The sequence below is a fragment of the Hymenobacter montanus genome (genome assembly GCF_014699115.1).
GTDB classification, from domain to species: domain Bacteria; phylum Bacteroidota; class Bacteroidia; order Cytophagales; family Hymenobacteraceae; genus Hymenobacter; species Hymenobacter montanus.
Genome location: NZ_JACXAD010000006.1, coordinates 135,535 through 157,955, shown reverse-complemented (window position 1 = coordinate 157,955; position 22,421 = coordinate 135,535). Strand labels below are relative to the sequence as shown.

Genomic DNA, 22,421 nt, shown 5'->3' with positions numbered 1-22,421 from the left:
GGGTTAGAAGGTAGTAGTTATAAGGCTTATAGCTTGTGTATCAACGGATTGTCACTCACAGATAATTTGGTTTTGATATTCAACGTTTACGCGATGATAGGTATCCCACCCCAAAACTGACGGAATTTGTCGGTAAAATACCATAAGCTTGGCGAATTTTTCGGAAATATTTTCGGGCAGGCCGAATTCTATGCGCTGGTCTCCGACCTGCTGGGTGAAGGAAAGCTTACCGCCGGGCTCGATGAATACCTCGGCCACTTGCGCCTTCCAGAACGGGTGTTCGTCGACGTAGCGCAGAAATTCCAGGTAGCGCCGGCCGGTACTATCTTGGAAAAATGCACTTGGCAAACTAGTCCCTCCGGGCCGGGCTACGGTGGCTACGCGGGCGGTAAACAAGGGCGAAAGCGGCAGGGTATGGCCTTCCGCATCTACGTACGTATCGAAGCGGGTATCTGGATGGGTGATGCGGGCAATGGGACGATTTTGGCGCACGTCGGCGTGCAGGTTACCCGCGAGGTCGCGGTACACCTGCGCCTCGCGCACGAAGGGATGCGCGCGGAGCCGGGCCTCCAGCTCGCGCAACCGGGGGCCCTCGGGCCGCGTGCCCAGGACGGGTTCGCCCCCACCCTTGGTAAGCAAAGCTGTGACGCCGCGCTCGCTGATGAAGTAGTTATCGAATTCGTCGGCGATGTTAACGGCTATCTGGCCCACCGGTCGGGAAGCTTGGCGCACCGCGGCAAATACGCCTAAGCCACCCAGCACCAGCAGGCAAGCCGCCGCGACGAGAATGTTTCTGAGGGTACGTTCCAACGATGAAGGGGTAAAGTAGTGAATGGGGTGATGTTTTATTACTGCATAACGGTCAACCAATCGCGGGGCGATGTCGGCGGAAGTCTTGTTAGTGCTTCGCTTACTTCGCTACGTTACTGGTAGGCTGGCGGTATGGTAGAGAGGGTTAGGCTAGCGCAGTCGGGTGGTGGCCGGTTGCTTCGCTCACGCGGGCAGACCGTGGTATTCCTGGTTCATTCCACCGCTCTGTTAATAGTAGTTTTAATTGGGGCACTAGCGTGTCTATATCCCCGGCACCTATAGTTGCTATAATATCAAATGAATCGTCGGTTTTGGCCGCGTTCAGTACTTGTTCTTTGGTTTGAATGGCTCTGGTAGAGGCGGTAATGTTAGGCAATAGGAGCTCCGAGGTAATGCCCGGCAGCGGTTTCTCGCGGGCAGGGTAAATATCCAACAAAAATACCTCATCTGCAATACTTAAGCTAGCAGAAAAGCCGGCCGCGAAGTCGCGGGTACGGGTAAACAAATGGGGCTGAAAAATGGCCCGCAAGCGCTTGCCGGGATACAAGGCCCGCACCGAACGCAGAAAGGCTTCAATCTCACGCGGATGGTGGGCGTAATCGTCCAGGTAAACGTTCTGGGGCGTGGCTACCACAAACTCGAACCGACGTTTTACCCCCCGGTAGGCCGCCACCCCGGCGCGCAACTTTTCGGGGCTTACCCCCCGCAGCTGGGCCACGGCCGCCGCGGCCAGCATGTTCTCGACATTGTGGTAGCCCGGCACGGCCAGGGCCAAGCCGGTAACCGTGCCTTGGGGGCCGTGCAAATCAAAATGAAACTGATGGCCTTCGGCCGTGATGTTGGCGGCGAACAGCCCGGGGCCCTGCTCCGCCGTGAGGCCGTACCGAATCACGGTAGTGCCCTCCGGAGCGGCAGCCGCCACGCTGGGGTCGGCGGTGTGGTTGAGGAGCAGGATGCCCCCGGGCTTAAGCTGGGCCACAAACTGGCAAAAGGAATCCACCAGCGCGCGTTGGTCGCCATAAATATCCAGATGGTCGGCGTCGGTGCTGGTCACGATGGCTACGTCGGGCAGCAGGGTGAGGAAGCTGCGGTCGTACTCGTCGGCTTCCACCACAAGGGGGGCCGTCGCGGCGGTGGGCAGCAGCAAGTTGCTCGCCAGGTTTACCGCGATTCCCCCCAGAAAGGCGCCGACGTCGAGGCCGGCGTGGTGCAGCAAATGAGCTACCATGCTGCTGGTGGTGGTTTTGCCGTGCGTACCCGCCACCGCGATGGTGTAGCGGCCCTGGGTGAGTAGTCCCAGCACCTGACTGCGCTTGCGAATGTCATAGCCTTCGGCGCGCAGCCAAGCCCACTCCCGGCTGTCGGCCGGGATGGCCGGGGTGAGCACCACCAGCGTTTGCGCCCGGTTTTCCCGGACGGCCGCGGGAATGTTTTCGACGGCATCGGCATAATGGATGGCGATGCCTTCCGCCGCCAGAGCCTGGGTGAGCGGCGTCTCGGTTTTATCGTAGCCGCTCACGTGGTGCCCGTTCGCCTGAAACCAGCGCGCGAGGGCCGACATGCCAATGCCACCAATGCCGAGGAAAAAAACGTAAGGGTACTGCTTCAAAATGAAGGAATTAAAAATGCAGAATTAAAAATATCTTTGATTGCCAGCGTCTTTCCTATTTCATTCTTGATTCTTCATTTTTAATTCTCAATTTTTAATTGAAATCAAGGCCAGGAGTTCGTCGACAATGGCCGTGGTCGCGTTGGGGCGAGCCAGCTCCTGAACGCGGGCGCTGAGCTGCTGCTGGCGCTCGGTGTCGGCGAGCAGGCGTAAGGCTTCGTCGTACAGGCGTGCCGGGGCGTGCTCGTCGGTGATGAGCACGGCGGCGCCTTTGCTCACCAGGGCCAGCGCGTTTTTGGTTTGATGGTCTTCGGCCACGTTGGGCGAGGGCACTAAAATGGCGGCTTTGCCGGTCAGGCACAGCTCCGACACCGACAAGGCCCCGGCCCGGCTCACGACCACATCGGCCGCCGCGTAGGCCAGGTCCATGCGTTGAATAAACTCCAAGGCCTGCAGGTTGCCCCCCGGCTGGGCCTGAGCTTGCCGTTGGGCTTCCGGGAAATAAAGCTGGCCGGTTTGCCAGAGCAGCTGCACCCCGGCTTCGCGCAGGCGCGGCAGCGCGGCGGCGGTGGCCAAGTTGAGGGTGCGGGCACCCAGGCTGCCGCCAATAACGAGCAGGGTTTTCTGGTCGGGGCTCAAGCCAAAGAACTGCCGGGCTTCGGCGCGGTTCCCGGCGGCGATTTCGGTGCGCACGGGGTTGCCCGTCAGCACGAGTCGGTCGGCGGGAAAGAATTTGTCCATGTCCTCGTACGCCACGCAAATGCGGTTTACGCGGCGGGCCAGCAGCTTATTGACCAGCCCGGCGTAGGAATTCTGCTCTTGAATAAGCGACGGGATGGCCCGCGAGGTAGCCGCCAGCAGCACCGGGGCCGAGGCGTAGCCGCCGACGCCGACGACGGCGTCGGGCCGGAACTCTTCAATCAACTTGCCGGCTTTGCGCACCGCCCGAAACACTCGCACGGGAAACAGCAGGTTCTGCGGGGTGAAGCGGCGCTGCAGCCCGGAGATGTTCAGGCCCACGATGCGGTAGCCGGCGTCGGGCACGCGCGTCATTTCCATCCGGCCGTTGGCGCCGACGAATAGAATTTCGGTATCCGGCCGCCGGCGCCGCAGCTCATTGGCAATGGCCACCGCCGGGAAGATATGCCCGCCGGTACCACCGCCGCTGATGATGACGCGAAGAGGATGAGCCATGATTAGGAGAAAGGCAGGCGCAGCTAGAAGCAGCTCGGCCGCGGTAAGAGATTCAATCGTTGTTTTCGGATAAGTGCTCCCTCACCGGGGCGGGATGCTTCGGCTGACGAACCCCATACGAAGCCGGACCATTAGGGGTTAGGCGTACGCAGTCCGCTGGCTGGGGATGCGGGCCGTATCGTCGGGCTCGCCGGTCATGGGGCGAATTTCACGCTCGCCGCGGCTGACGGCCAGAATGATACCAATGCTGATACCCGTGAAAATCAAGGAGGTGCCCCCCATGCTCAGCAAGGGCAGCGGCAGGCCGGTAATGGGCCCCAGGCCCACCGCCACGCCCATGTTCACCAGGGCCTGCAAAACCAGGCTGAAGCTTAAGCCCGCCGACAGCAGCCCCCCGAAGGCGCCGTAGCTGTTCATCACCGTTTTGAGCCCTCGATACAAAAAGGCCAGGTACAGAAATAGTACCACCCCGCCGCCAATCAGGCCATATTCTTCGATGATGATGGCGTAAATAAAATCGGAGTACGGGTGCGGCAGAATGTTACGCTCGGTGCTCTTACCGGGGCCTTTGCCGGCCACGCCACCGGTAGCAATGGCAATGTAGCTGTGCTCGAGCTGGAAGGGGGTTTTCTTGGTCGGGTCGGAGAAGCTTTCGAGGCGCGACTTCACGGTTTTCCAGCGCTGCCCGCTAGCCAGGGCCGTCCCGCCGACGGTTACCCCAATCAGCACCATCACCAGCATCTGCTTGAGGGGCACGCGGCCGATAAACATGAGCAGCAGGCAGGTAACAAACAGCAACGACGACGTGGAAGCGTTGGTCAGGGCAATGAGCCCGCAGATAATGCCGACCCACAGCATCACCGGGAAAAGCGTGGTCCAGAAGTCGTCCAGGTGCTGCTGGCGGCGGCTGAGCATGCTGGCCAGGTGCGAAATCAGGGCCAGCTTGGCCAGGTCAGACGGCTGAAAGGTCTGGTTGATTACCGGAATGGTGAGCCAGCGCGAGGCCTCGTTGATGTTCGAGCCCATCAGATAGGTGAAGAGCAGCAGGGGCACCGACACCAGCAGGGCGTACAGGGCCAGGCGCGAGTAGTAGCGGTAGTCGATGCGGTGGGCCAGCCACATAAAGCCCAGCCCGACGAAAATCAGGCTCGAATGCTTAAACAAAAAGTGCTCGGTGTTGCCGTCCATCTTTTTGTAGGCCAGCGTGCCGGTCGCGGAATACACGACGGCAATGCTGATAAAAGAAAACAGCAGTACAATGGCCCACAGAATGGGGTCGCCCTTGAGGTTGCGTTGCAGCCAGTTTTTTGCGCTTTCCATGTTTATGGTGCTTGGTTGTTGGAGCCTGGTTGTTGGTGCTTGGTGTTTGATTGTCGTGCTTGGTTGTTGGTGCATTAGAGTTTTATCCATGCATCTATCTCATGTTGCGAAATAGCCTGGTAGCAGCGATAGGTTAGTAGCAATGCGAAGAGTCCCTGTGGTTGAGAGCCGCGTAGCGGCGGCAGGTTGGTAGTAATCAAAAGAGGTCCTGTGGGTGAGAGCCGCGTAGCGGTGACAGATTCGGCTGTTGGCTCTGCCACCGCTACGCGGCTCTCGTTTAGCCAAGGTGACCATTCTCTACCAACCTACCGCCGCTACGCGGCTAGTCCGCAACTTGGGTTATCCATGAAAACCAAGCACTAAGCACCAGGCACCATATTTTGAACGGCCTCCGTGAATTGTCGGCCGCGGTCTTCGTAGTTCCTGAACAGGTCAAAGCTGGCGCAGCAGGGCGAGAGCAGCACTACGTCGCCGGGCGCGGCGAGGGCGGCGGCCCGGTGGACGGCCTCGGCCATGCGCTGGGTTTCTTCCACGTGGGGCACCACGGGGTCGAAGGCGGTGCGGAGCTTGCTGTTGTCCAGACCCAGGCAAACGAGGGCCTTCACCCGGCTCCGGGCCAGGTTGAGGAGGCTGCCGTAGTCGTTGCCCTTGTCGGTGCCACCGGCAATCCAAACGATGGGCTGGCGGATGCCGTCCAGGGCGTACCAGGCGGCTTCCACGTTGGTCGCTTTGCTGTCGTTGATGAAGCGCACGCCGTTGATTTCGCCCACCGGTTGCAGGCGGTGGTCGGCATTCTGGAACGTGGCCAGACCCGCCTCAATCTGAGCGGAACTCAGGCCGGCTACGCGGGCGGCCAGGACGGCGGCCAGGGTATTCTGACGGTTGTGCTGGCCGATGAGCGGCGACCGGGCCGTGCTCACTTCCTCCCCGCCCTCCTGGTCCAACCCCGGCGTCAGGGTGGTGTAAAGCCCGGCTTCGGAAGTGTAGTACCCGGCCAGGTGCGCGTCGGGCCGGTGATGCAGGCTGAAGGGCAGTAGCCGCGCTGGCGAGAACGCCGACTGAAAGTACTGGCTCGTTACCTCGTCGTCGGCGTTGTAGATGAAGCTGCCGGTGCTGTCGAGGTTGCGGGTAATGCGCAGCTTGGCCTGGGCGTAGTTTTCGAGGGAGTAGTCGTAGCGGTCGAGGTGGTCGGGCGTGATGTTGAGCAGGACGGCAATCCAGGGCTGAAAATCGGAGGTGTCGTCCAGCTGAAAGCTGCTCATCTCCACCACGTAGTAGTCGTGCTCGTCCTTGATTACCTGCTCGGCCAGGCTGTAGCCCACGTTGCCGGCCAGGCCCACGTTGAGGCCGGCACTTTTCAGCAGGTGGTAGGTGAGCAGCGTGGTGGTGGTTTTGCCGTTGGTGCCCGTGATGCACACGCACCGGGCCCGGGTGTAGCGGCCGGCAAACTCAATCTCCGAGATAACGGGCGTGCCTTTTTCGCGCAAAGCCTGGATAACCGGGGCCTTTTCGGGAATGCCGGGGCTTTTGATTACCTCATCGGCTTGCAGGACCTTCGCCAGAGTGTGCTGGTTTTCTTCGTACGGAATGCCGGCCTGGGCCAGCTTAGCCCGGTAAGCCGGCTGAATGGCCCCGCGGTCCGACACGAACACGGCATGGCCCTTGGCCTGCGCCAGCAGCGCCGCTCCTACCCCACTTTCGGCGGCTCCGAGGATGACAATTTGAGACATGAGAACTTAGAACTTAGAGCTGAGAGCTTAGTTTGCTGAGAAGGCTAGCTTCTGAGTTCTAAGCTCTAAAAAAATTAACGCAGTTTCAAGGTAACCAAGGTGATAACGGCCAGCATGATGCCGACAATCCAGAAGCGCGACACGATTTTGGATTCGTGGTAGCCCAGCTTCTGGTAATGATGGTGCAGCGGCGACATGCGCAGCAGGCGGCGGCCTTCGCCATACTTCCGCCGGGTGTACTTGAAGTAGCTGACCTGCACGATAACCGAGAGGTTTTCGATGATAAACACCCCGCACAGAATGGGAATCAGCAGCTCTTTGCGCACGATGAGCGCCAACACCGTGATGATGCCGCCCAGGGCCAGGGAGCCTGTGTCGCCCATAAATACCTGGGCCGGGTACGAGTTGTACCACAAAAAGCCGATGCACGCCCCCACGAACGCGGTACAGAAAATGACCAGCTCGCCGGAGTCCGGTATGAACATCACGTCTAGGTAGTCGGCCAGCAAGGCGTTGCCGCTCACGAAGGCGAAAATGGCCAGGGTAATGCCAATAATGGCCGAAGTCCCGGCCGCCAAGCCGTCGAGCCCGTCGGTAAGGTTGGCCCCGTTGCTGATGGCCGTAATCAGGAAAATGACGATGGGAATGTAGAGGAAGCCGTACAAGCCGTTGAAAAACGTGCCCGCGCTGGCGAACAAGTCGCCGTAGTTCAGCTCGTTATTCTTCATAAAGGGTACGGTGGTAATCATCAGGTGGACGTCCTTGAAAACTTTAGTGGCTTCGATGGTGGAGAACTGCCCATTGGGCAGCAGGTATTCCCGCACGGTTATTTCGTTACTGTAAAAGAGCACCCAGCCTACCGTGATACCCAAACCCACTTGCCCCAACACCTTAAATCGGCCGCTCAACCCCTCCTTATTCTTGCGGAACACCTTGATGTAGTCGTCCAGAAAACCAATCAGCCCCAGCCAAACGGTGCTCACCAGCATGAGAATGATGTAGATATTGCGCAGGCGGGCCAGCAGCAGCACCGGCACCAGAATGGCCAGCAGGATGATGAGGCCACCCATGGTGGGAGTTCCCTTCTTCTCGTTTTGCCCTTGCAAGCCCAGGTCGCGGATGCTTTCCCCCACCTGCTTGCGTTGCAGCAGCCGGATGAGGCGGTGCCCAAACGTTTGGGCAATGAGCAGGGAGATGACCACCGCCAGCCCGGCGCGGAACGTGGTGTACTGAAACACCCCGGCTCCGGGCAGGTGGAAATGTTCGTGCAGGTAGCGGAAGAGGTAAAAGAGCATATTGGAATGGATGGTCAGCCTTGCAGCCTGGCCGAATAAAAGCGAAAGGTGAGGCCGGGCAGACGGCGTAGCAAGCCAGGGACGACGCAGCACGCGGGGCTTCGGGCCGGGCTGGAGCAAGTAAATTCGTATCCCCAGCCAGAGGCAGTGCTCAGCCGGACATCCTGGTCGGGGGCGTAAAGTTCTATTTGTTTAATTCTGAAAAAATTTCGGTGAGAATCAGCTTGTCATCGAAGGGCGCTTTCACCCCCCGGATTTCCTGGTAGTTCTCGTGGCCTTTACCGGCCACCAGCACGATGTCGTGGGCGCCGGCCAGCTCCACGGCCGTTTTGATGGCTTCGCGCCGGTCGGCTATGGTGCGCACCTTGGCGGCGTCGGGCGCGGTCACCCCCGCCTGCATCTGGACCAGAATGTCGTTGGGGTCCTCAAAGCGCGGGTTGTCGGCGGTGAGCACCACTTTGTTGGACAGGCGCGCGGCCAGGTTGGCCATGATGGGACGCTTGGCCGCGTCGCGGTTGCCCCCGCAGCCCACCACCGTAATGATTTGCTGGCTGGGCTGCCGAATTTCGAGCAAGGTCTGCAGCACATTCTCCAAGGCGTCGGGCGTGTGCGCGTAGTCCACGATGCCGGTGATGCCCTGCTTTTTCGACACCACGGGCTCGAAGCGGCCGGGGGCGGTGGTCAGGCCCGAGAGAATGGTCAGCGCTTCGGTCGGGTCTTCGCCCAGCAGCACGGCCGCGCCGTACACGGCCAGCAGGTTGTAGGCGTTGAACACGCCGATGAGGCGGAAGAGAATTTCGCGGCCGTCGATTTCGAGGTGCAGGCCATGTACTTCATTGCCGATGAGTTTGGCCCGGAACGTGGCGGCGCCCCGCAACGAGTAGGTCTCGCGGCGGGCGGCGGTGTTTTGCAGCATCACCGGGCCGCGCTTGTCGTCGGCATTCGTGAGGGCGAAAGCCGTTTTGGGCAGCGCGTCGAAAAAGCCCTTCTTGGCCTTGAGGTAATTGTCGAACGTGCCGTGATAGTCGAGGTGGTCGTGGGTGAGGTTAGTGAACACACCCCCGGCGAAGTGCAGGCCCGTCACCCGGTGCTGGGCCACGGCGTGGCTGCTCACCTCCATGCAGGCGTGGGTGCAGCCGGCGGCCACCATCCGGGCCAGCAGCGCATTCAGCCGGATGGCATCGGGCGTGGTGTGGGTGGCGGGAATAACTTCCTCATCAATCTGATTTTGCACCGTACTCAGCAGGCCCGCGTGGTAGCCCAGCTCGCGCAGGAGCTTGTGCAGGAGCGTGGCGCACGACGTCTTCCCGTTGGTCCCGGTAATGCCAACGAGGCGCAGCTGGCGCGACGGATGCCCGTAAAAGGCCGCGGCCATGTGGCCCAGCGCCGCCGCGCTGTTCTCCACCAGCACGTAGGTCGTAGCCGGGCTCAGCACAGCGGGTAGCTCTTCGCACACCACCGCCGCCCCGCCCTGCGCGACGACCGAGTCAATAAACTTGTGGCCATCGGTGGCCGTGCCCCGCAGCGCCCCGAAGGCCACGCCGGGCCCGGCCTCGCGCGAATCGAGGGTGAGGCCGGTGATGGGCACGTCGGTGGAGCCGTGCTGGGCCAGCACGGTCACATCGGTAAGCAGAGAAAACAGCGGCAGAGAAATCATGAACTGGAAAGGCGGCTCGGGAGGTGGCTGGCACCAACGCCCGGCCCGCAAATGAGTTTAGGTATGTCGAACAGCGGGCCGGGCCGGCGCCGTCGGCTTCTTAACATTCTTGGGCGCCGCTCTGCCCGCGCCGGCCGGGGACCGGGCCGCGTCGCTACCGCCGGAGTTGGCTGCCCCACGGGTTGGGCTCGCGGGCCTGGTTGCCGCGGGCGCGGTGGTCGGCTTATCACTAGCACCAGCCCTCGAATTATCGCTAGCCGCCGCCGCTGAAGGGCGGGCTGTCGGGTCTTTGGTCGGGGCCGCGGAAGTAGCGGGTCGGGCTCGTCGGCCTTTCGCCACGGGCTCGGGGTCGGCGGGGGTCAGCAGGGTGTTTTCGGCCAGGTTGGTGTGTTCCGGCTCCGGCAACGCCTGGGGCGCCACCAGGCGCGGCCCCGACTCGGCCAGCGTGAGGGTGATGACGTCGTTGCGCTTCACGGGCGAGCCCACGGGCAACGACTGCTCGCGCACCCGCCCGGTGCCCACGACGCGCACGTGCAGCCCCTTGTTTTCCAGCAGGAATAAGGCGTCGCGCAGCGTCAGGCCCCGTACCTGGGGCACCCGGCCGGCCCGCATAGGGTTCGCTACCAAAGCCACCGTCCGGGCGTGAAAGGCGGTGTCGGAAGCCGCGCGCACCCACTCCTCGCCGCCGGTGGCCTGGGTTTTGCCGGCCAGGCCCAGCTTCTGACACACCAGGGCCAGCTCGTCTTGCATGCCGGCGCGTACCAGGGGCACGCGGCTCTTGTTCAGGCGGGCTTTAGCCAGCAGCGGGCGCTGGCTGAGCAGGTCGCGGGCCATGCACTTATCGGCAATTTCGCGAAATACCGGCGCGGCCACGTCGGCCCCGTAGATGCGCCCGTTACGGGGCGAATCGACGACCACAATGCAGCTGTACTTGGGCTTATCGGCCGGAAAATAGCCGCAGAAGCTCGTGGAATACGTTTTGGTATACTGGCCGTTCTTGAACTTCCAGGCCGTGCCGGTTTTGCCGGCAATGCTGTAGTCTTTGGGCCGGATGCTGCGCGCGGTGCCGACCAGCACCACCCCTTCCATCATGGCTCTTACCTTGGCCAAGGTGGCGTCGGAGCAGATCTTGGGGTTTAGCACCGTGGTTTCGTTGCGCTGCAGCACTTGGTCAGCCTGCTTGATTTCCTTTACGATGAGGGGCTGCACTTTCACGCCGCCGTTGGCCACCGCGTTGTACAGGGCCAGCGTTTGCAGGGGAGCCAGCTTGAGCTCGTAGCCAATGCTCATCGTCGTGAGGGAGGTACGACTCCAGCTGCGGTCCCGCGGGTCCTTCACGTAAGGCAGCGCTTCGCCGGCCATCTGGAAGCCCAAGGGCTTGTCGAGCCCGAATTTCTTGAGGTAGTTGGTGTACTCGGTGGGGTTTTTGGCAAAATGCTCGTTCACCAGCCGGGCCACGCCGATGTTCGACGACTTCTCAAATACCTGCTGCACCGTGATGCGTCCGTAGGCGTGGGAGTCCGACTTTACCGCCCCGCCCACCAGCATGCGGCCCTTGCCGGTATCCACGATATCATCGAGCTTGATATTGGGCCGCGCCTCAAACAAGGCCATCATCGAAGCCAGCTTGAACGTGGAGCCCGGCTCGGTGCGCCCCTGATCGGCAAAGGCGTAGTTGTAGTCCTCCTTGTAAGTGTTATCCGAAGCCTTGCCCAGGTTGGCCACGGCCTTGATTTCGCCGGTGGCCACTTCCATGAGAATCACGCAGCCATACTGGGCATTATTATCAACCAAGGACTTATACAAGGCATTCTCGGCCACATCCTGCAGGTTGATGTCGAGTGTGGTCTTCACGTCGTAGCCGGGCTGGGGCTTGATTTCGGTGCCGTCGTACACGGGCTTCACGCCCCCGGGCACCCGCTCGAACAGTGCTTCGCCCGGCTTACCCGCCAGGGCTTGCTCGAACGTGTACTCCAGCCCCGCCCCGTTCCGGTCTTCGTTGATGAACCCAATGGTGCGTTGCGCCAGGCCGCCAAACGGCCGGAAGCGCTTGTCGACTTTTTCAAAAATAGCTCCCCCGTGGTTGCGCTTGGCCCGGAAGATGGGCCAGCGGGCCAGCAATTTCTTTTCCTGAAAGTTGATTTGCCGGGAATTGAGGCGGATGTAGCGTAGGGCCGGCTCTTTGGCGTTGTGCGCATTCTCTAGGCGGCGGCGGTATTCCTGCTTGCTGCGGTCGCCGAAAAAGTGCGACAAGTGCCACGCTAACGAGTCGACACCCGCTTTAAACGTCGCGTCGTCCACCACCCCGGGGTCCCAGGCCACCCGATAAAACGGCAGCGAGGTCGCCATGATGCTTTCATTATCGGAATAGATGTTGCCGCGGGTAGCGGGCACCGGCTGGTAGCTGATGCGGCGCTCCTGCTCCAAGGCCCGCCACCGGCTGCCCTCCTGAAACTGAATGCGGGTGGCCTTCCAGAAAATAGTGCCCGAGAACACGGCGACCCCCAAAAAGGCCAGCCGCACCCGCGTGACGATGGACTTCTTAACGTTGCCTTTCATTGGACTGACGACTGACGGTTTGCTTACCGGTTTTCTTATCCTTGTGCTGCTTTGTACTTTTTTGTACCTTATTTCCGCTATCTGACTTACTGACCGCCAGTTTCGCGGGGCGCCGGGCCGCCGGTTTTACCGGTTTAGAGCTGCTTGATCTATCAGTTCTTGCGGGGGTGCGACGAACCGGGGCTACGCGGACGGTTGGCCCGCCAGCTCCAATGGTATCACCATCCAGCGCCTGGGGGGGAGCAATTATTTCGGGGCCGCTGTCGCTCTCGTCGTCGCTGTCGGCCGCGTTACGCTTGCGCCCGGCCAATAAATCGTTTTGTTGCGCGGCCGCCGAGTCGCGGGCGGCTCGCGCCGCCAGGGTATCCGCCGTGAGCACGGGCATTAGCTCCAGCTCCGCCGCGTCGAGGTGGCCGGCGGGCACCGTAATGCGGAACGGGGGCGAAGAGCTTTCGACCAGCCCAAAGGCCGCCACTTTGCGGGCTACTTCGCTCTGCTTGCTGGCCTCCATGTAGTCCGACTTCAGCGTGGTGTAATCAGCCCGTAAGTCTTCCGTCTCCTGCTTGAGGCGCTGAATGCTGCGGTTCATCCGGTTGCCGTAGTGCGTGTTGCCGATGTAGAGCAGCGTGAGAGCCATCACGAAGAGCAGGTGCGGCAAGTAGCGCACCGGCAAGCCCTCCCGGAACAGCCCGTCCACACTCGTCAGCCGGTCCAGCAGCGAAAACAGGCTCCAGGAGTTCTTGGTCCGCGCCTCGGGCCGGGGCTTGCGGGCCGGCCGTTCCGGCGCCGCGACCGGTTCCGGCAGCGGCGCTTCCACGACGGCCGCTTCGGGCACCACCGGGGGCGGCACCGGCGCGAGCACCTCGCGGGGCACGTTGCCCCGACGCGGAGTATCGGTGGGTTTGAACGTGTTAGCAGCCACTTTTAAGGTAATAAAGATCAACTAAAAACACATAGGCAGAGCGGGCGTCAAGCAACGCCGAAGCCACCCCTGCGGCCAATGGCCGCGGGGCAATCCACTGGGGGCGGTACTCAAAAACCAGAGGCTGATAAAGCTTCATCTAGCTATTTTTTAATGCTCAATTCCTCACTGCAACCCGCAATTTAGCACTGCGAGCGCGGCTGTTCAGCGCAACTTCGGCGGGGTCAGCCTCCTCGGGCTTGCGGTTCAGGGCCTCAAAAGGCTTGCGCTCATTGCCAAAGAAGTCTTTTTCGACGGAGCCGAAAAATTTGCCCTTGGCGATAAAGCTTTTCACCAGCCGGTCTTCCAGCGAATGGTAGCTGAGCACGACCAGCCGCCCGCCCGGGCGCAGCACGTCAGCCGTTTGCAGCAGCATTCGCTGCAAGGCCTGCATTTCCTCGTTCACCTCGATGCGCAGGGCTTGGAATACTTGGGCGAGGTACTTGTTCTCTTTACCCCGCGGGGTGCAGGGCTGAATGGCTTGTTTGAGCTCGGCAATGGTTTCGAGGCGCCGTCCCCGGCGGGCCGCCGCCACAGTTTGGGCCAGGGTGCGGGCATTCGTTACTTCGCCGTACATGCCGAAGATGCGGTGCAAGTCCGCTTCTTTGTACTCATTGAGGATATCGGCCGCGGTGAGGGGCCCTTCGGGGTCCATGCGCATGTCGAGCGGCCCATCGAAGCGGGTAGAGAAACCGCGTTCCGGCGTATCAAACTGGTGCGAGCTCACGCCCAGGTCCGCCAGCAATCCATCGACTGGAATCGCTCCAACCTGCTGCAGTTCAGCCGCTAAATTCCGAAAGTTAGCCTTTATGAAGGTAAACTGGGGGCCGGCTAGCTGCCGGGCTTCCGCCTCCGCATCAGCGTCCTGATCGAAGCTGTACAGGTGGCCGGTAGTTAGCTGCTCCAGAATGCGGGCCGAGTGCCCGCCGCCCCCGAAGGTAACGTCGACGTAGCGGCCGGCGGGCTGCAGGTCGAGCGCGGCTAGGCACTGAGCGAGCATCACCGGACGGTGGTAGGCGCTATCGTTACGGTAATTGCTCATGCCGCAGGGCCGCTGAGCGGCGGAGTTTCAACCGACAAAAACTTCTGAGCCAGCTTGCTAAAGCTCTGCTGGTCTTTGATCAGGAACTCGTCGTAGCGGGCCGGGTCCCAGATTTCGCAGCGGTTGCCCAGGCCCACGATAATGGCTTCTTTTTCGATACCGGCGTACCGCAGCATGCTCCGCGGCAGCATAAAGCGACTAATCGTATCAAGCTCAACTTCGGTCATTCCCCGGAAAAAATTGCGCTGGAACTGGCGGTATTCCTCGTTGAATTCATCGAGCGCCATCACCTTTTCGTGAATAACGCGCCACGCCGCCCGGGGATAGAGCACCAGGCAGGGCTCAAAGCCCCGCACGAGCACCAGCTGGTTACCCGACTGCTCGGGCAGATTGCTCTTGACCTTAGCCGGCAGCACGAGCCGCCCCTTGGGGTCGAGCTTGCATTCGTATTCGCCGGACAAGAGGTTCATGGTGCGGGCCGGTCACGGGAGACGTGAATGTCATTGGCAAATGTACGGGACGACGCTCAAAAATCAACCACAATTTACCATTTTCTACCACAAAAGCAATAGTGGCCTCTCACCCCCTGCCGGGCCGTTTTTGAGCCGCCTGACCAGCTTTCGCGAGTAATCTCCCGCAGGCTTACCACCCATTTTGCCAAAATGGCAGAGTTCTCCAGCCGCCAGCTCGTGGATGGGCAGGATTCTCTTTAGGCCCAAATAGTACCCGTTGCGGGCCCGATTTCTGTACGACCGGCCCCACGCGAGGGCCTTACCTTTGGATTCGTTATGCCCCGCCACTCTTTGTTTCGTCGCTTCGCCAGCCTGCTGCTGGCGGTGCTGGTGCTCGCCGCCGCGATGGGCATCAACGTGCAGCGGCAGGCCTGCCGGCTGAGCGGACGCAGCCAGGTGGTGCTGGCCCTGGCGGGCCCAGCGGCCTTACGCGGCTGCCCCGACCTGAAGGCCCCCACCAAGCCCGTTGCGAAAAGCAAGTGCTGTAACTTCAGCAGCCACTTGCACAAGCTCTTAGACCCGGCTCAGGAGTTAGCGGCTACCGTAAAAGCGCCAGTTCCACTGCTCGCGGCTTTGGCCCATTATTCAGTTGAAACAGACCCGCAAAGATTCGGCAAGAGAAGAGAAAATAAGGACGAGTAAAGGCTACTTATTACAGGCAGAAAAATATCTTAACCTGGCTTTTTTTTAATCATCACTTACTCTACAATAAAAATCGATGTACGAATGGCTTGAGAAAGAAATAGCGGAGATCAATACGCCAAAGTTTCACGTCATTAAGGGCAATAAAGCAGAGGGTATTTTTGAGAGTTCAAAGGAACTTTATTTAGCTTTCCCTCCATCCTACTTGGCATTTATCGCAAATTTTGGCGGGGCAAAACTTTACCGACGAATTAATTGCTATCAAATAGGTGTGTTGAACCCACCCCAAGAAAAAATCCTTAAAAATGGACAAAGACTCTGGTGCATTGGGCATTTTGATGATGCAAAGGCTTATTTGCTTGCCTCGCAACTGAAAATTGGTAGGGAGTCAACTATTTACGAGTGGACTGAAGATGGCTTTGAAAAAATAGCTGATAGTTTTGAGGAATGGTTGGGTATTAGAAGTAGTGATGCGCGTGAGCTTTACGATGATACTGAATGGAAAGAGATATTAAACGGGCCCAAACCCTTCACAGATAAAGAAGAGGCGATAGTAAAAGCAAGAAGATTATTTCAATGGCACATAGTAGAATTTGACAAGAACAGAAACCTTAAGATAGCAGTCAGAAATAACTCTGACTTGGTGCTGCCATATTTGACCATTGGCATGAGGATGAAAAATCCCACACAGGATAGTCAGGTCTGGTGGGGAAGCGGAATTTATCTTAATGTATCTGACATCCAGCCCGGAGAGGCGCGTATTATCGAGAATCGAATTAATGAAGAGGTTTTTACACCTGATAATACGGAGTTTTTTCAATTACCAGAACCACTACCGGAAGACCGAGAGGAGTATTGGGAATTTTCAAAAATAGAATGTTCTAGATAAGCAACGATGTATAGAACAACAAGTATGGATGCCTTAAGCAGGTCTTAGGAATAGGTTATTTCTAATTGATTGAAACATATCGTTCTGTTGTCGAGCAGCAGCCATGTTTCATACGAGGGTGGGGAACTCATCCTTGGACAGGCAAAGGTGCGCTCGACAACCCAACATTTAGACATCAGCCTCCCCCGAGCACCGAGCACTTGAGGCGGACTGTCAAGTTGATGCGTGCCTGAAGTCGAGCTGGATGAGCCGTCGAGTAAAGCGCAACCGATTACCCTTATCCATGACGAGGGGCAGCTAGCTCTCGTCATGGCCGTTGGCCGCGCGTCCGTTGACGCACTTGGGCCCATCCAGGCCGCAGTGCCCAAAAAGTACCCGTTGCGGGCCCGATTTCTGTACGGCCGGCCCCCGCGAGGGCCTTACCTTTGGGTTCGTTATGCCCCGCTACTCTTTGTTTCGTCGCTTCGTCAGCCTGTTGCTGGCGGTACTGGTGCTCGCCGCCGCGGTAGGCATCAACGTGCAGCGGCAGGCCTGCCGGATGAGCGGGCGCAGCACGGTGGTGCTGGCACTGGCGGGCCCGGTGGCCTTACGCGGCTGCCCCGAGCGGCCAGCCGGCCCCCGACCAGTTGCGAAAAGTAGCTGCTGTGACTTCAGCAGCCACCTGCACAAGCTCTCGGACCCCGCTCATGAGCGAACGGCCAACGTGAAGGTTCCGGCTCCCATGCTGGTGGCGTTGGCCCCCTCGGTAACGGGGCTCGGCCCACTCCTGATGGTTGCGCCGGTCGCAGGTGGGGTTCGCTGGCTTACTACTGACTCCTCGCCTCCGCCCCGGGGCGGGCGTGAGCTGCTGGCTTTCGTCTGCACCCTGGTGGTGTAGGTTTTCTGAAGCAGCCCTTTGCCACCACGGTGGGATTGGGAACGGTCGCCACTGCCTGGGCAGCACGACAATCTCTTCAGAATAACCTATCTTACAGACGATATGAGACCTACCCGCGGGGTATTCCCGCTGTTTGCTTTTGCCTTGCTAGCTACCGGGCTGCGGCCCGGATCCGCTGCGGCCCAATCGACGACCATTGCCCCGGTGCGCGGCGAGATCGCGGATGCCGGTAAAGCTACTCCCCTACCCGGTGCGGTGCTGCGCTGGCTATTCGACGACGCCCCCAATACCTCAGCGGCCACGGCCGTTTCCGACGAGGCCGGGCACTTTACCCTGGTCCGGCCGGCGCGGGCAGCCTCCCGGCTGGTGGTGCAGGCCCTGGGCTACCGGGCCGATACGCTGGCCGTGCCCACCACTGGGGCGCCCTACCTGCGCGTGGCCCTGCGCCCCAGCCAGGAGCTGGGCGAAGTGACCGTGACGGCCCGCGGACCGGCTTACTCGGCCCTCACCCCCGCCCACACGCAGGTGATTTCCAGCCGGGACCTCACCAAATCGGCCTGCTGCAACCTGGCCGAGAGCTTCGAGACCAATGCGTCGGTAGAAGTAACCACGTCCGACGCCGTGTCCGGGGCCAAGCAGATTCAACTGCTGGGGCTCGATGGCAGCTACTCGCTGCTGACCGTGGACAACCAGCCGGCACTCCGGGGGCTGGCCGCCCCCTATCGCCTCGGCTACCTGGCCGGCCCGTGGATTGAAAATATCGAAATCATCAAGGGCACGGGCTCGGTGGTGAACGGCTACGAAGCCATTTCGGGCCAGGTGAACGTGAAACTCAAAGAGCCCGATAAAACGGACCAGTTGCTGTTTAACATCTACGGCAACGACCTGGGCAAAGTCGACGTCAACCTGAACACTTCGGCCCGCCTCAACTCCAAGTGGAGCACGGTGCTGCTGCTGCACTCCGACCACTTGGGCAACCGGGTCGACCGCAACGAGGACGGTTTCCTGGACTTGCCCCGGGCCACGCAGTTCAATGCCTTTTCTAAGTGGAAGTACATTTCTGGACACGGCATTGTGAGCGAAGTGGGTCTGGGGGCCCTGCGCGAAACGCGCCAGGGCGGCCAGCTCGGCTTCCGGGATGATGGGAGCGACGGGGCGTTTGCCCAGCACTACGGCACCGTGCAGACCACTACCCGCTACACGGGCTACGCTAAGACGTCGTACACCTGGCCCGCGCGGCCCTACCAGAGCCTGGGCCTGCTGTTGAGTGGCACCGACCACGACTTCACCTCCACGTATTCTTACGGCTACCAGGAGGGCGGCGTGGCCGGGCCGCTGACCCGACGCACGGCGCGCCACTACAACGGGGCCCAGCGTACCGGCCTGGGCACGCTGCTGTTTCAGAGTGCCATCGGCAACACGACCCACGTGTACCGGACCGGCCTGAGCTTTCTTTACGATGATTACCGGGAGCTGCTGTCGGATGGGCGCACCTACCTCACCGAAAGCCCCGCCGAGGCATACGCCCGCCAGAATAGCCGCCGCCGCGAGCTGGTGCCCGGCGCCTTTGTTGAGTACACCTACCAGAACAGCCGCAACCTGACCGCCGTGGCCGGGCTGCGCGCCGACCGTCACAACCTCTACGGCTGGCAGGTAACGCCCCGCCTAAACCTCAAGTACGACGCGGCCAAGAACACCGTGCTGCGGCTGGGCGCCGGCCGGGGCTTCCGGGTAGCCAATCCTATTGCCGACAACGCCGCCCTGCTGGCCAGCGCCCGGGAGTTTTCTATCCTGAACAAAAGGCCCGAAACGGCGTGGAACGTGGGCGGCAGCGCCACGCAATACTTCACCGTGCTGGGCCATCCGGCCACGGCCGTGTTGGACTACTACCATACCGAGTTTGGCAACCAGGTGGTGGCCGACCTGTATACCGTACCCAGCATAGTCATTATCAGCGACCTGGGGCCTGGCGGCCGTTCTTTCGCGCGCAGCCTGCAAGCCGAGCTGCAAATTGAGCCGCTAAAAGGGTTGCAAGTGAAAGGCGCGTACAAATACCTCGACGTACGCACCACCTACGAGGAGGTGTTACTGCCCAAGCCTCTCACTCCCACTCACCGGGCCTTTGTGAACCTGGGCTACGCCAGCGCCTTCGACAAATGGCGAGCCGACTTCACGGTGCAGTGGTTCGGGCAGCGGCCGGTAGCGCACCTCACCAGCACCCACGAGCACGGCTCAGGGCAGGAATACCAGCCCGAGACGACCCCGCGCTACGGCCTGCTCAACACCCAAATTACGCGGGCCTTCAAGCGCCTGGAGGTGTACGCCGGCATCGAAAACCTAACCAACTACCGCCAGCCCAACCCCATCGAAGGAGCCGCCGACCCCTTCGGCCCCTATTTCGACGCTGCCATGGTGTGGGGCCCGGTTTACGGCCGCCTCACTTATGGGGGCTTGCGCTACCGCATCGAATAGCCCCATTCACTCTCCTGCCTGCACTAATTTCGGCAGCACCTTTGTTACCATTATTCCAACCATTAACCCGCCTCTTCAACTTTTGCCATGAAGCTCCTCTTGCTTCCGCTGGGCGCATTATTGGGCTTTTTGCCCAGCGCCCGTGCGCAAGCTACGCTGGTCACTTAGGCACCTCCGGCTAAACTCAGGAGTTCAGAGAATAAACTCCTGAGCCAAACTAGCAGGCATTTTAAATTAACAGACAAATGAGACCTATGACACACCAAGAAATAATTCGAAAGGTTGAGTGGAAGGACTTGAAAAACTTGTCTTTTAAAGAAATGTTGATCGAGAATAATCTAACAATCCCTTGGTTTCTAATCTCATTGACGCTGGCCTATTTTGGATATTACATCCTTGCCCTACCTTTTTCAGCATTTTTCTTTTTGACAGGACTTAGACAAGTTCATAACGGATTTCATAATTCACTCGGAACAAATAAGTTTTTGACTTGGCTATCTCTCTATATAAACAGTATCTTAATGATGACCTCTATTCATGCGGTTAAATTTAACCACATAAGACATCACAAATATTGTTTGACAGATGAAGATTATGAAGGTAAATCAGCCGGGATGACCTGGTATGGCGCCATCTTATATGGGCCAATACATATGTTTTTAATCCACAAGGTAACACTCCAAATTGGAAGCAACAGCTACAGACGAAACGTCATTTTAGAAATAATCTCAATTGCTGTTTTTGCAGCAGCTGTATTTTACTTCAAAATTGATTTTTTAATCTACCACATCATTGTAATGGTTATCGGAGAGTTTTTAATGGCATTTTTTGCCGTCTGGACAGTACATCACGACACGCACGATAGCCCTGAATTAGCAAGAACTCAACGCAGTGGCTGGAAGAATAAAATCACTTTTAGCATGTTCTACCATTTGGAACACCATTTATTCCCTGCTGTTCCGACGATTAAACTACCAGAGCTTGTAAAACGCATTGACAAAGCCCTGCCGGAAATCGAAAAGAAAAACACGTTCTGACAATAACAAAAAGAGAAACAACAGCCGTTTTACACTGGTTAAACCTAGCTTATCTTGTAAATAATGCCACTCGCCAATTTTTGGTATATTTTTATATCTGTAATTGCCAGTATTTGATCACAAGCTACTGTTTGTTATTGTTATTATAATCACCAACCCACATTCCCAACTTTATTACCATGAAATTTCTTCTCCTGCTGCCGCTAGGTGCTTTATTAGGCTTCTTGCCCAGCGCCCACGCGCAAACTACCCCAGTCACTCAGAAGGCTCCAGCCACTATCGTCACAGCTCAATTCAAAACTTCGGCCGTCTGCGACATGTGCAAGGCCCGCCTCGAAAAAAGCCTGGCGTACGAGAAGGGCGTGCAAAGTGCTTCCCTCGACGTGCCCACCAAGGTCCTCACCGTAACGTACCGCGCCGATAAAACCACACCGGCAGCCCTACGCACCGCGGTGCAAAAAACCGGCTACGACGCCGATGAGCTGACCGCCGACGCCCGCGCCTATAACCGCCTGCCAGACTGCTGCAAAAAAACCAACGCCGTACACTAGGACCACGGATTCGCGCGGATTTTTCGGATTACACGGATTTTGTAGACGTCATCCTTAGCTGATTAAATGAAACTGTACTAAAAAGGCTCCTCAATAGGGAGCCTTTTTGCTTTGTATACACAATCCGTGTAATCCGAAAAATCCGCGCGAATCCGTGGTCCGTGGTCAGCGAGTCAGGGTTTTGCTTGCCATAGGCGCCACCAGGGCAGGTACGGCTGGTCGTGGTGTTCGTAGTGGTAGCCGAAGAAGTAGCAGCTCACGAAAGCCCACAGGTGGTGCCGGAACTGGCTGCGCGACTTGTGCGGGTTGTCGGGGGCGTGCTCGCCGCGGTGGGGCAGGTAGGTGCCGAAGAAGAAAAGCTGCAACGTTGCCAGCACGGCCGGCACCATCCAGAAAGCAATGACATTGGCTTGCGGGAACCAGATTTTCAGCACGTTGTAGGTAGCTGCCATCAGGGCTACCTGCCACCAGGTTACGTAGTTCCAGGTGAAGCGGAAAAACCAGGGCAGAAAACCGGAGTGCTGGCCGTCGTGGTAGTCGGGGTCGTTGTTGGTACCCACGTGGCGGTGGTGGGCGTGGTGCTTGGGCAGTTGGCCCGGAAACCAGTTGTAGGCAAACAGCACGGCCGCCAGCGTGCCCAGGGCGTTGTTGACCCGTTTGTTGGCACTCACCAAGCCGTGCATGGCATCGTGCGCCGTGATGAACAGGCCCGTGTAGAGGTGCATCTGAAGCAGCCCCAGCAGGTAAGGCGCGGGGCGGTGCCAGTCGGGCTGATAAAAAGCCAGCAGGAAGATGAGCAAGGCTGCCCAACACGCCAGCACCAGCAGCGCTACGGCTACTCCCTTGTATCCTAACGGAGCGGGAGCAAGGCGGCGGGCAGATGCCGCCCCAATTGTAGGATGGATGGTGGTGGGCATAGGCGGCATCAATCCACGATGAAAAGAGTAGCCCCAACGGCGGTGCTGCTGCGGTGGGGCTCGGCCCCATCCGCCACCTGGTAGCTCATCCCAGACCGGAGTACAAACTGGCGGCCATCGGCTAGCTCAGTGATTAGCTCTCCGGCTACGACCAGTAGAAAATGGCCTTTCTGGCACCAGTGGTCGGCCAGATAATTCGGGCTGTAGTCGACCATGCGCACCCTCACGGAGCCAAACTGCTGGGTTCGCCAGGTGGCAACGCCCGTGGTGCCCGCGTGCTCTTCCCCCTTTATTTCCGCCCAGTTGGTTACGCCGAAGGGCAAGTCCGTTATGTTCATGGCGAGGCG

The 22,421-nt window shown here is 59.3% G+C and carries 19 protein-coding genes; 6 read left to right on the top strand and 13 right to left on the bottom strand.

What is annotated here, in order from left to right:
• Window positions 1-51 precede the first annotated feature (51 nt).
• The 11 genes from IC235_RS07280 to mraZ all read right to left on the bottom strand — a co-directional run bounded on the left by IC235_RS07280 (window position 52) and on the right by mraZ (window position 14,647).
• A complete protein-coding gene (locus IC235_RS07280; protein ID WP_191004509.1) occupies window positions 52-810 on the bottom strand; it encodes a cell division protein FtsQ/DivIB in 759 nt (252 codons plus the stop codon).
• 145 nt (window positions 811-955) lie between these two features.
• A complete protein-coding gene (gene murC / locus IC235_RS07275; RefSeq protein ID WP_191004508.1) occupies window positions 956-2,419 on the bottom strand; it encodes a UDP-N-acetylmuramate--L-alanine ligase in 1,464 nt (487 codons plus the stop codon).
• An 87-nt stretch (window positions 2,420-2,506) separates the two neighbouring features.
• Window positions 2,507-3,613: an undecaprenyldiphospho-muramoylpentapeptide beta-N-acetylglucosaminyltransferase gene (gene murG, locus IC235_RS07270; RefSeq protein ID WP_191004507.1), complete on the bottom strand. Its 1,107-nt coding sequence runs from the start codon at window positions 3,611-3,613 to the stop codon at window positions 2,507-2,509.
• 138 nt (window positions 3,614-3,751) lie between these two features.
• A complete protein-coding gene (locus IC235_RS07265; RefSeq protein ID WP_191004506.1) occupies window positions 3,752-4,933 on the bottom strand; it encodes an FtsW/RodA/SpoVE family cell cycle protein in 1,182 nt (393 codons plus the stop codon).
• 359 nt (window positions 4,934-5,292) lie between these two features.
• On the bottom strand, window positions 5,293-6,663 hold the full coding sequence (gene murD, locus IC235_RS07260) for a UDP-N-acetylmuramoyl-L-alanine--D-glutamate ligase (RefSeq protein ID WP_191004505.1): 1,371 nt from the start codon (window positions 6,661-6,663) through the stop codon (window positions 5,293-5,295).
• 74 nt (window positions 6,664-6,737) lie between these two features.
• Entirely contained in the window at window positions 6,738-7,958 is a 1,221-nt protein-coding gene (gene mraY, locus IC235_RS07255; protein WP_191004504.1) for a phospho-N-acetylmuramoyl-pentapeptide-transferase, read from the bottom strand.
• 184 nt (window positions 7,959-8,142) lie between these two features.
• On the bottom strand, window positions 8,143-9,615 hold the full coding sequence (locus IC235_RS07250) for a UDP-N-acetylmuramoyl-L-alanyl-D-glutamate--2,6-diaminopimelate ligase (RefSeq protein WP_191004503.1): 1,473 nt from the start codon (window positions 9,613-9,615) through the stop codon (window positions 8,143-8,145).
• 57 nt (window positions 9,616-9,672) lie between these two features.
• A complete protein-coding gene (locus IC235_RS07245; RefSeq protein ID WP_191004502.1) occupies window positions 9,673-12,174 on the bottom strand; it encodes a penicillin-binding protein in 2,502 nt (833 codons plus the stop codon).
• On the bottom strand, window positions 12,158-13,096 hold the full coding sequence (locus IC235_RS07240) for an FtsL-like putative cell division protein (RefSeq protein ID WP_191004501.1): 939 nt from the start codon (window positions 13,094-13,096) through the stop codon (window positions 12,158-12,160). The genes IC235_RS07245 and IC235_RS07240 overlap by 17 nt, the downstream gene beginning before the upstream one ends.
• A 157-nt stretch (window positions 13,097-13,253) precedes the next feature.
• Window positions 13,254-14,177: a 16S rRNA (cytosine(1402)-N(4))-methyltransferase RsmH gene (gene rsmH / locus IC235_RS07235; protein WP_191004500.1), complete on the bottom strand. Its 924-nt coding sequence runs from the start codon at window positions 14,175-14,177 to the stop codon at window positions 13,254-13,256.
• On the bottom strand, window positions 14,174-14,647 hold the full coding sequence (mraZ, locus tag IC235_RS07230) for a division/cell wall cluster transcriptional repressor MraZ (protein ID WP_191004499.1): 474 nt from the start codon (window positions 14,645-14,647) through the stop codon (window positions 14,174-14,176). Before mraZ ends, rsmH begins: the two co-directional genes overlap by 4 nt.
• 318 nt (window positions 14,648-14,965) lie before the next feature.
• Between mraZ and IC235_RS07225 the strand changes: the two genes are divergently transcribed.
• The 6 genes from IC235_RS07225 (at window position 14,966) to IC235_RS07200 (ending at window position 21,157) form a co-directional block, all read left to right on the top strand.
• On the top strand, window positions 14,966-15,331 hold the full coding sequence (locus tag IC235_RS07225; protein ID WP_191004498.1) for a hypothetical protein: 366 nt from the start codon (window positions 14,966-14,968) through the stop codon (window positions 15,329-15,331).
• A 76-nt stretch (window positions 15,332-15,407) separates the two neighbouring features.
• Window positions 15,408-16,220, top strand: coding sequence for an SMI1/KNR4 family protein (locus tag IC235_RS07220; RefSeq protein ID WP_191004497.1), 813 nt, complete (start codon window positions 15,408-15,410; stop codon window positions 16,218-16,220).
• Between the two features lie 436 nt (window positions 16,221-16,656).
• On the top strand, window positions 16,657-17,097 hold the full coding sequence (locus IC235_RS07215; protein ID WP_191004496.1) for a hypothetical protein: 441 nt from the start codon (window positions 16,657-16,659) through the stop codon (window positions 17,095-17,097).
• A gap of 102 nt (window positions 17,098-17,199) precedes the next feature.
• Entirely contained in the window at window positions 17,200-19,569 is a 2,370-nt protein-coding gene (locus IC235_RS07210; protein WP_191004495.1) for a TonB-dependent receptor, read from the top strand.
• Window positions 19,570-19,823: 254 nt separating this feature from the next.
• A complete protein-coding gene (locus IC235_RS07205) occupies window positions 19,824-20,606 on the top strand; it encodes a fatty acid desaturase family protein (RefSeq protein ID WP_191004494.1) in 783 nt (260 codons plus the stop codon).
• A 179-nt stretch (window positions 20,607-20,785) separates the two neighbouring features.
• Window positions 20,786-21,157 (top strand): heavy-metal-associated domain-containing protein, encoded by a 372-nt coding sequence (locus tag IC235_RS07200; protein ID WP_191004493.1) that lies wholly within the window; start codon window positions 20,786-20,788, stop codon window positions 21,155-21,157.
• Window positions 21,158-21,330: 173 nt separating this feature from the next.
• On the opposite strand, the gene IC235_RS07195 is transcribed toward IC235_RS07200, so the two are convergent.
• Together IC235_RS07195 and IC235_RS07190 are read right to left on the bottom strand one after the other, a co-directional pair.
• Complete coding sequence (locus tag IC235_RS07195; protein WP_191004492.1) at window positions 21,331-22,074, bottom strand: fatty acid desaturase; 744 nt, start codon at window positions 22,072-22,074, stop codon at window positions 21,331-21,333.
• A gap of 8 nt (window positions 22,075-22,082) precedes the next feature.
• Window positions 22,083-22,412, bottom strand: a complete 330-nt coding sequence (locus IC235_RS07190) for a DHCW motif cupin fold protein (RefSeq protein WP_191004491.1) — start codon at window positions 22,410-22,412, stop codon at window positions 22,083-22,085.
• Window positions 22,413-22,421: the final 9 nt, after the last annotated feature.

What these genes read in the sequence shown, in the direction of transcription:
- murG (WP_191004507.1), bottom strand. Translation starts at nt 3,613, where the DNA reads ATGGCTCATCCTCTTCGCGTCATCATCAGCGGCGGTGGTACCGGCGGG.
- IC235_RS07265 (WP_191004506.1), bottom strand. Translation starts at nt 4,933, where the DNA reads ATGGAAAGCGCAAAAAACTGGCTGCAACGCAACCTCAAGGGCGACCCC.
- murD (WP_191004505.1), bottom strand. Translation starts at nt 6,663, where the DNA reads ATGTCTCAAATTGTCATCCTCGGAGCCGCCGAAAGTGGGGTAGGAGCG.
- mraY (WP_191004504.1), bottom strand. Translation starts at nt 7,958, where the DNA reads ATGCTCTTTTACCTCTTCCGCTACCTGCACGAACATTTCCACCTGCCC.
- IC235_RS07250 (WP_191004503.1), bottom strand. Translation starts at nt 9,615, where the DNA reads ATGATTTCTCTGCCGCTGTTTTCTCTGCTTACCGATGTGACCGTGCTG.
- IC235_RS07245 (WP_191004502.1), bottom strand. Translation starts at nt 12,174, where the DNA reads ATGAAAGGCAACGTTAAGAAGTCCATCGTCACGCGGGTGCGGCTGGCC.
- rsmH (WP_191004500.1), bottom strand. Translation starts at nt 14,177, where the DNA reads ATGAGCAATTACCGTAACGATAGCGCCTACCACCGTCCGGTGATGCTC.
- mraZ (WP_191004499.1), bottom strand. Translation starts at nt 14,647, where the DNA reads ATGAACCTCTTGTCCGGCGAATACGAATGCAAGCTCGACCCCAAGGGG.
- IC235_RS07225 (WP_191004498.1), top strand. Translation starts at nt 14,966, where the DNA reads ATGCCCCGCCACTCTTTGTTTCGTCGCTTCGCCAGCCTGCTGCTGGCG.
- IC235_RS07220 (WP_191004497.1), top strand. Translation starts at nt 15,408, where the DNA reads ATGTACGAATGGCTTGAGAAAGAAATAGCGGAGATCAATACGCCAAAG.
- IC235_RS07215 (WP_191004496.1), top strand. Translation starts at nt 16,657, where the DNA reads ATGCCCCGCTACTCTTTGTTTCGTCGCTTCGTCAGCCTGTTGCTGGCG.
- IC235_RS07210 (WP_191004495.1), top strand. Translation starts at nt 17,200, where the DNA reads ATGAGACCTACCCGCGGGGTATTCCCGCTGTTTGCTTTTGCCTTGCTA.
- IC235_RS07205 (WP_191004494.1), top strand. Translation starts at nt 19,824, where the DNA reads ATGACACACCAAGAAATAATTCGAAAGGTTGAGTGGAAGGACTTGAAA.
- IC235_RS07200 (WP_191004493.1), top strand. Translation starts at nt 20,786, where the DNA reads ATGAAATTTCTTCTCCTGCTGCCGCTAGGTGCTTTATTAGGCTTCTTG.
- IC235_RS07195 (WP_191004492.1), bottom strand. Translation starts at nt 22,074, where the DNA reads ATGCCCACCACCATCCATCCTACAATTGGGGCGGCATCTGCCCGCCGC.
- IC235_RS07190 (WP_191004491.1), bottom strand. Translation starts at nt 22,412, where the DNA reads ATGAACATAACGGACTTGCCCTTCGGCGTAACCAACTGGGCGGAAATA.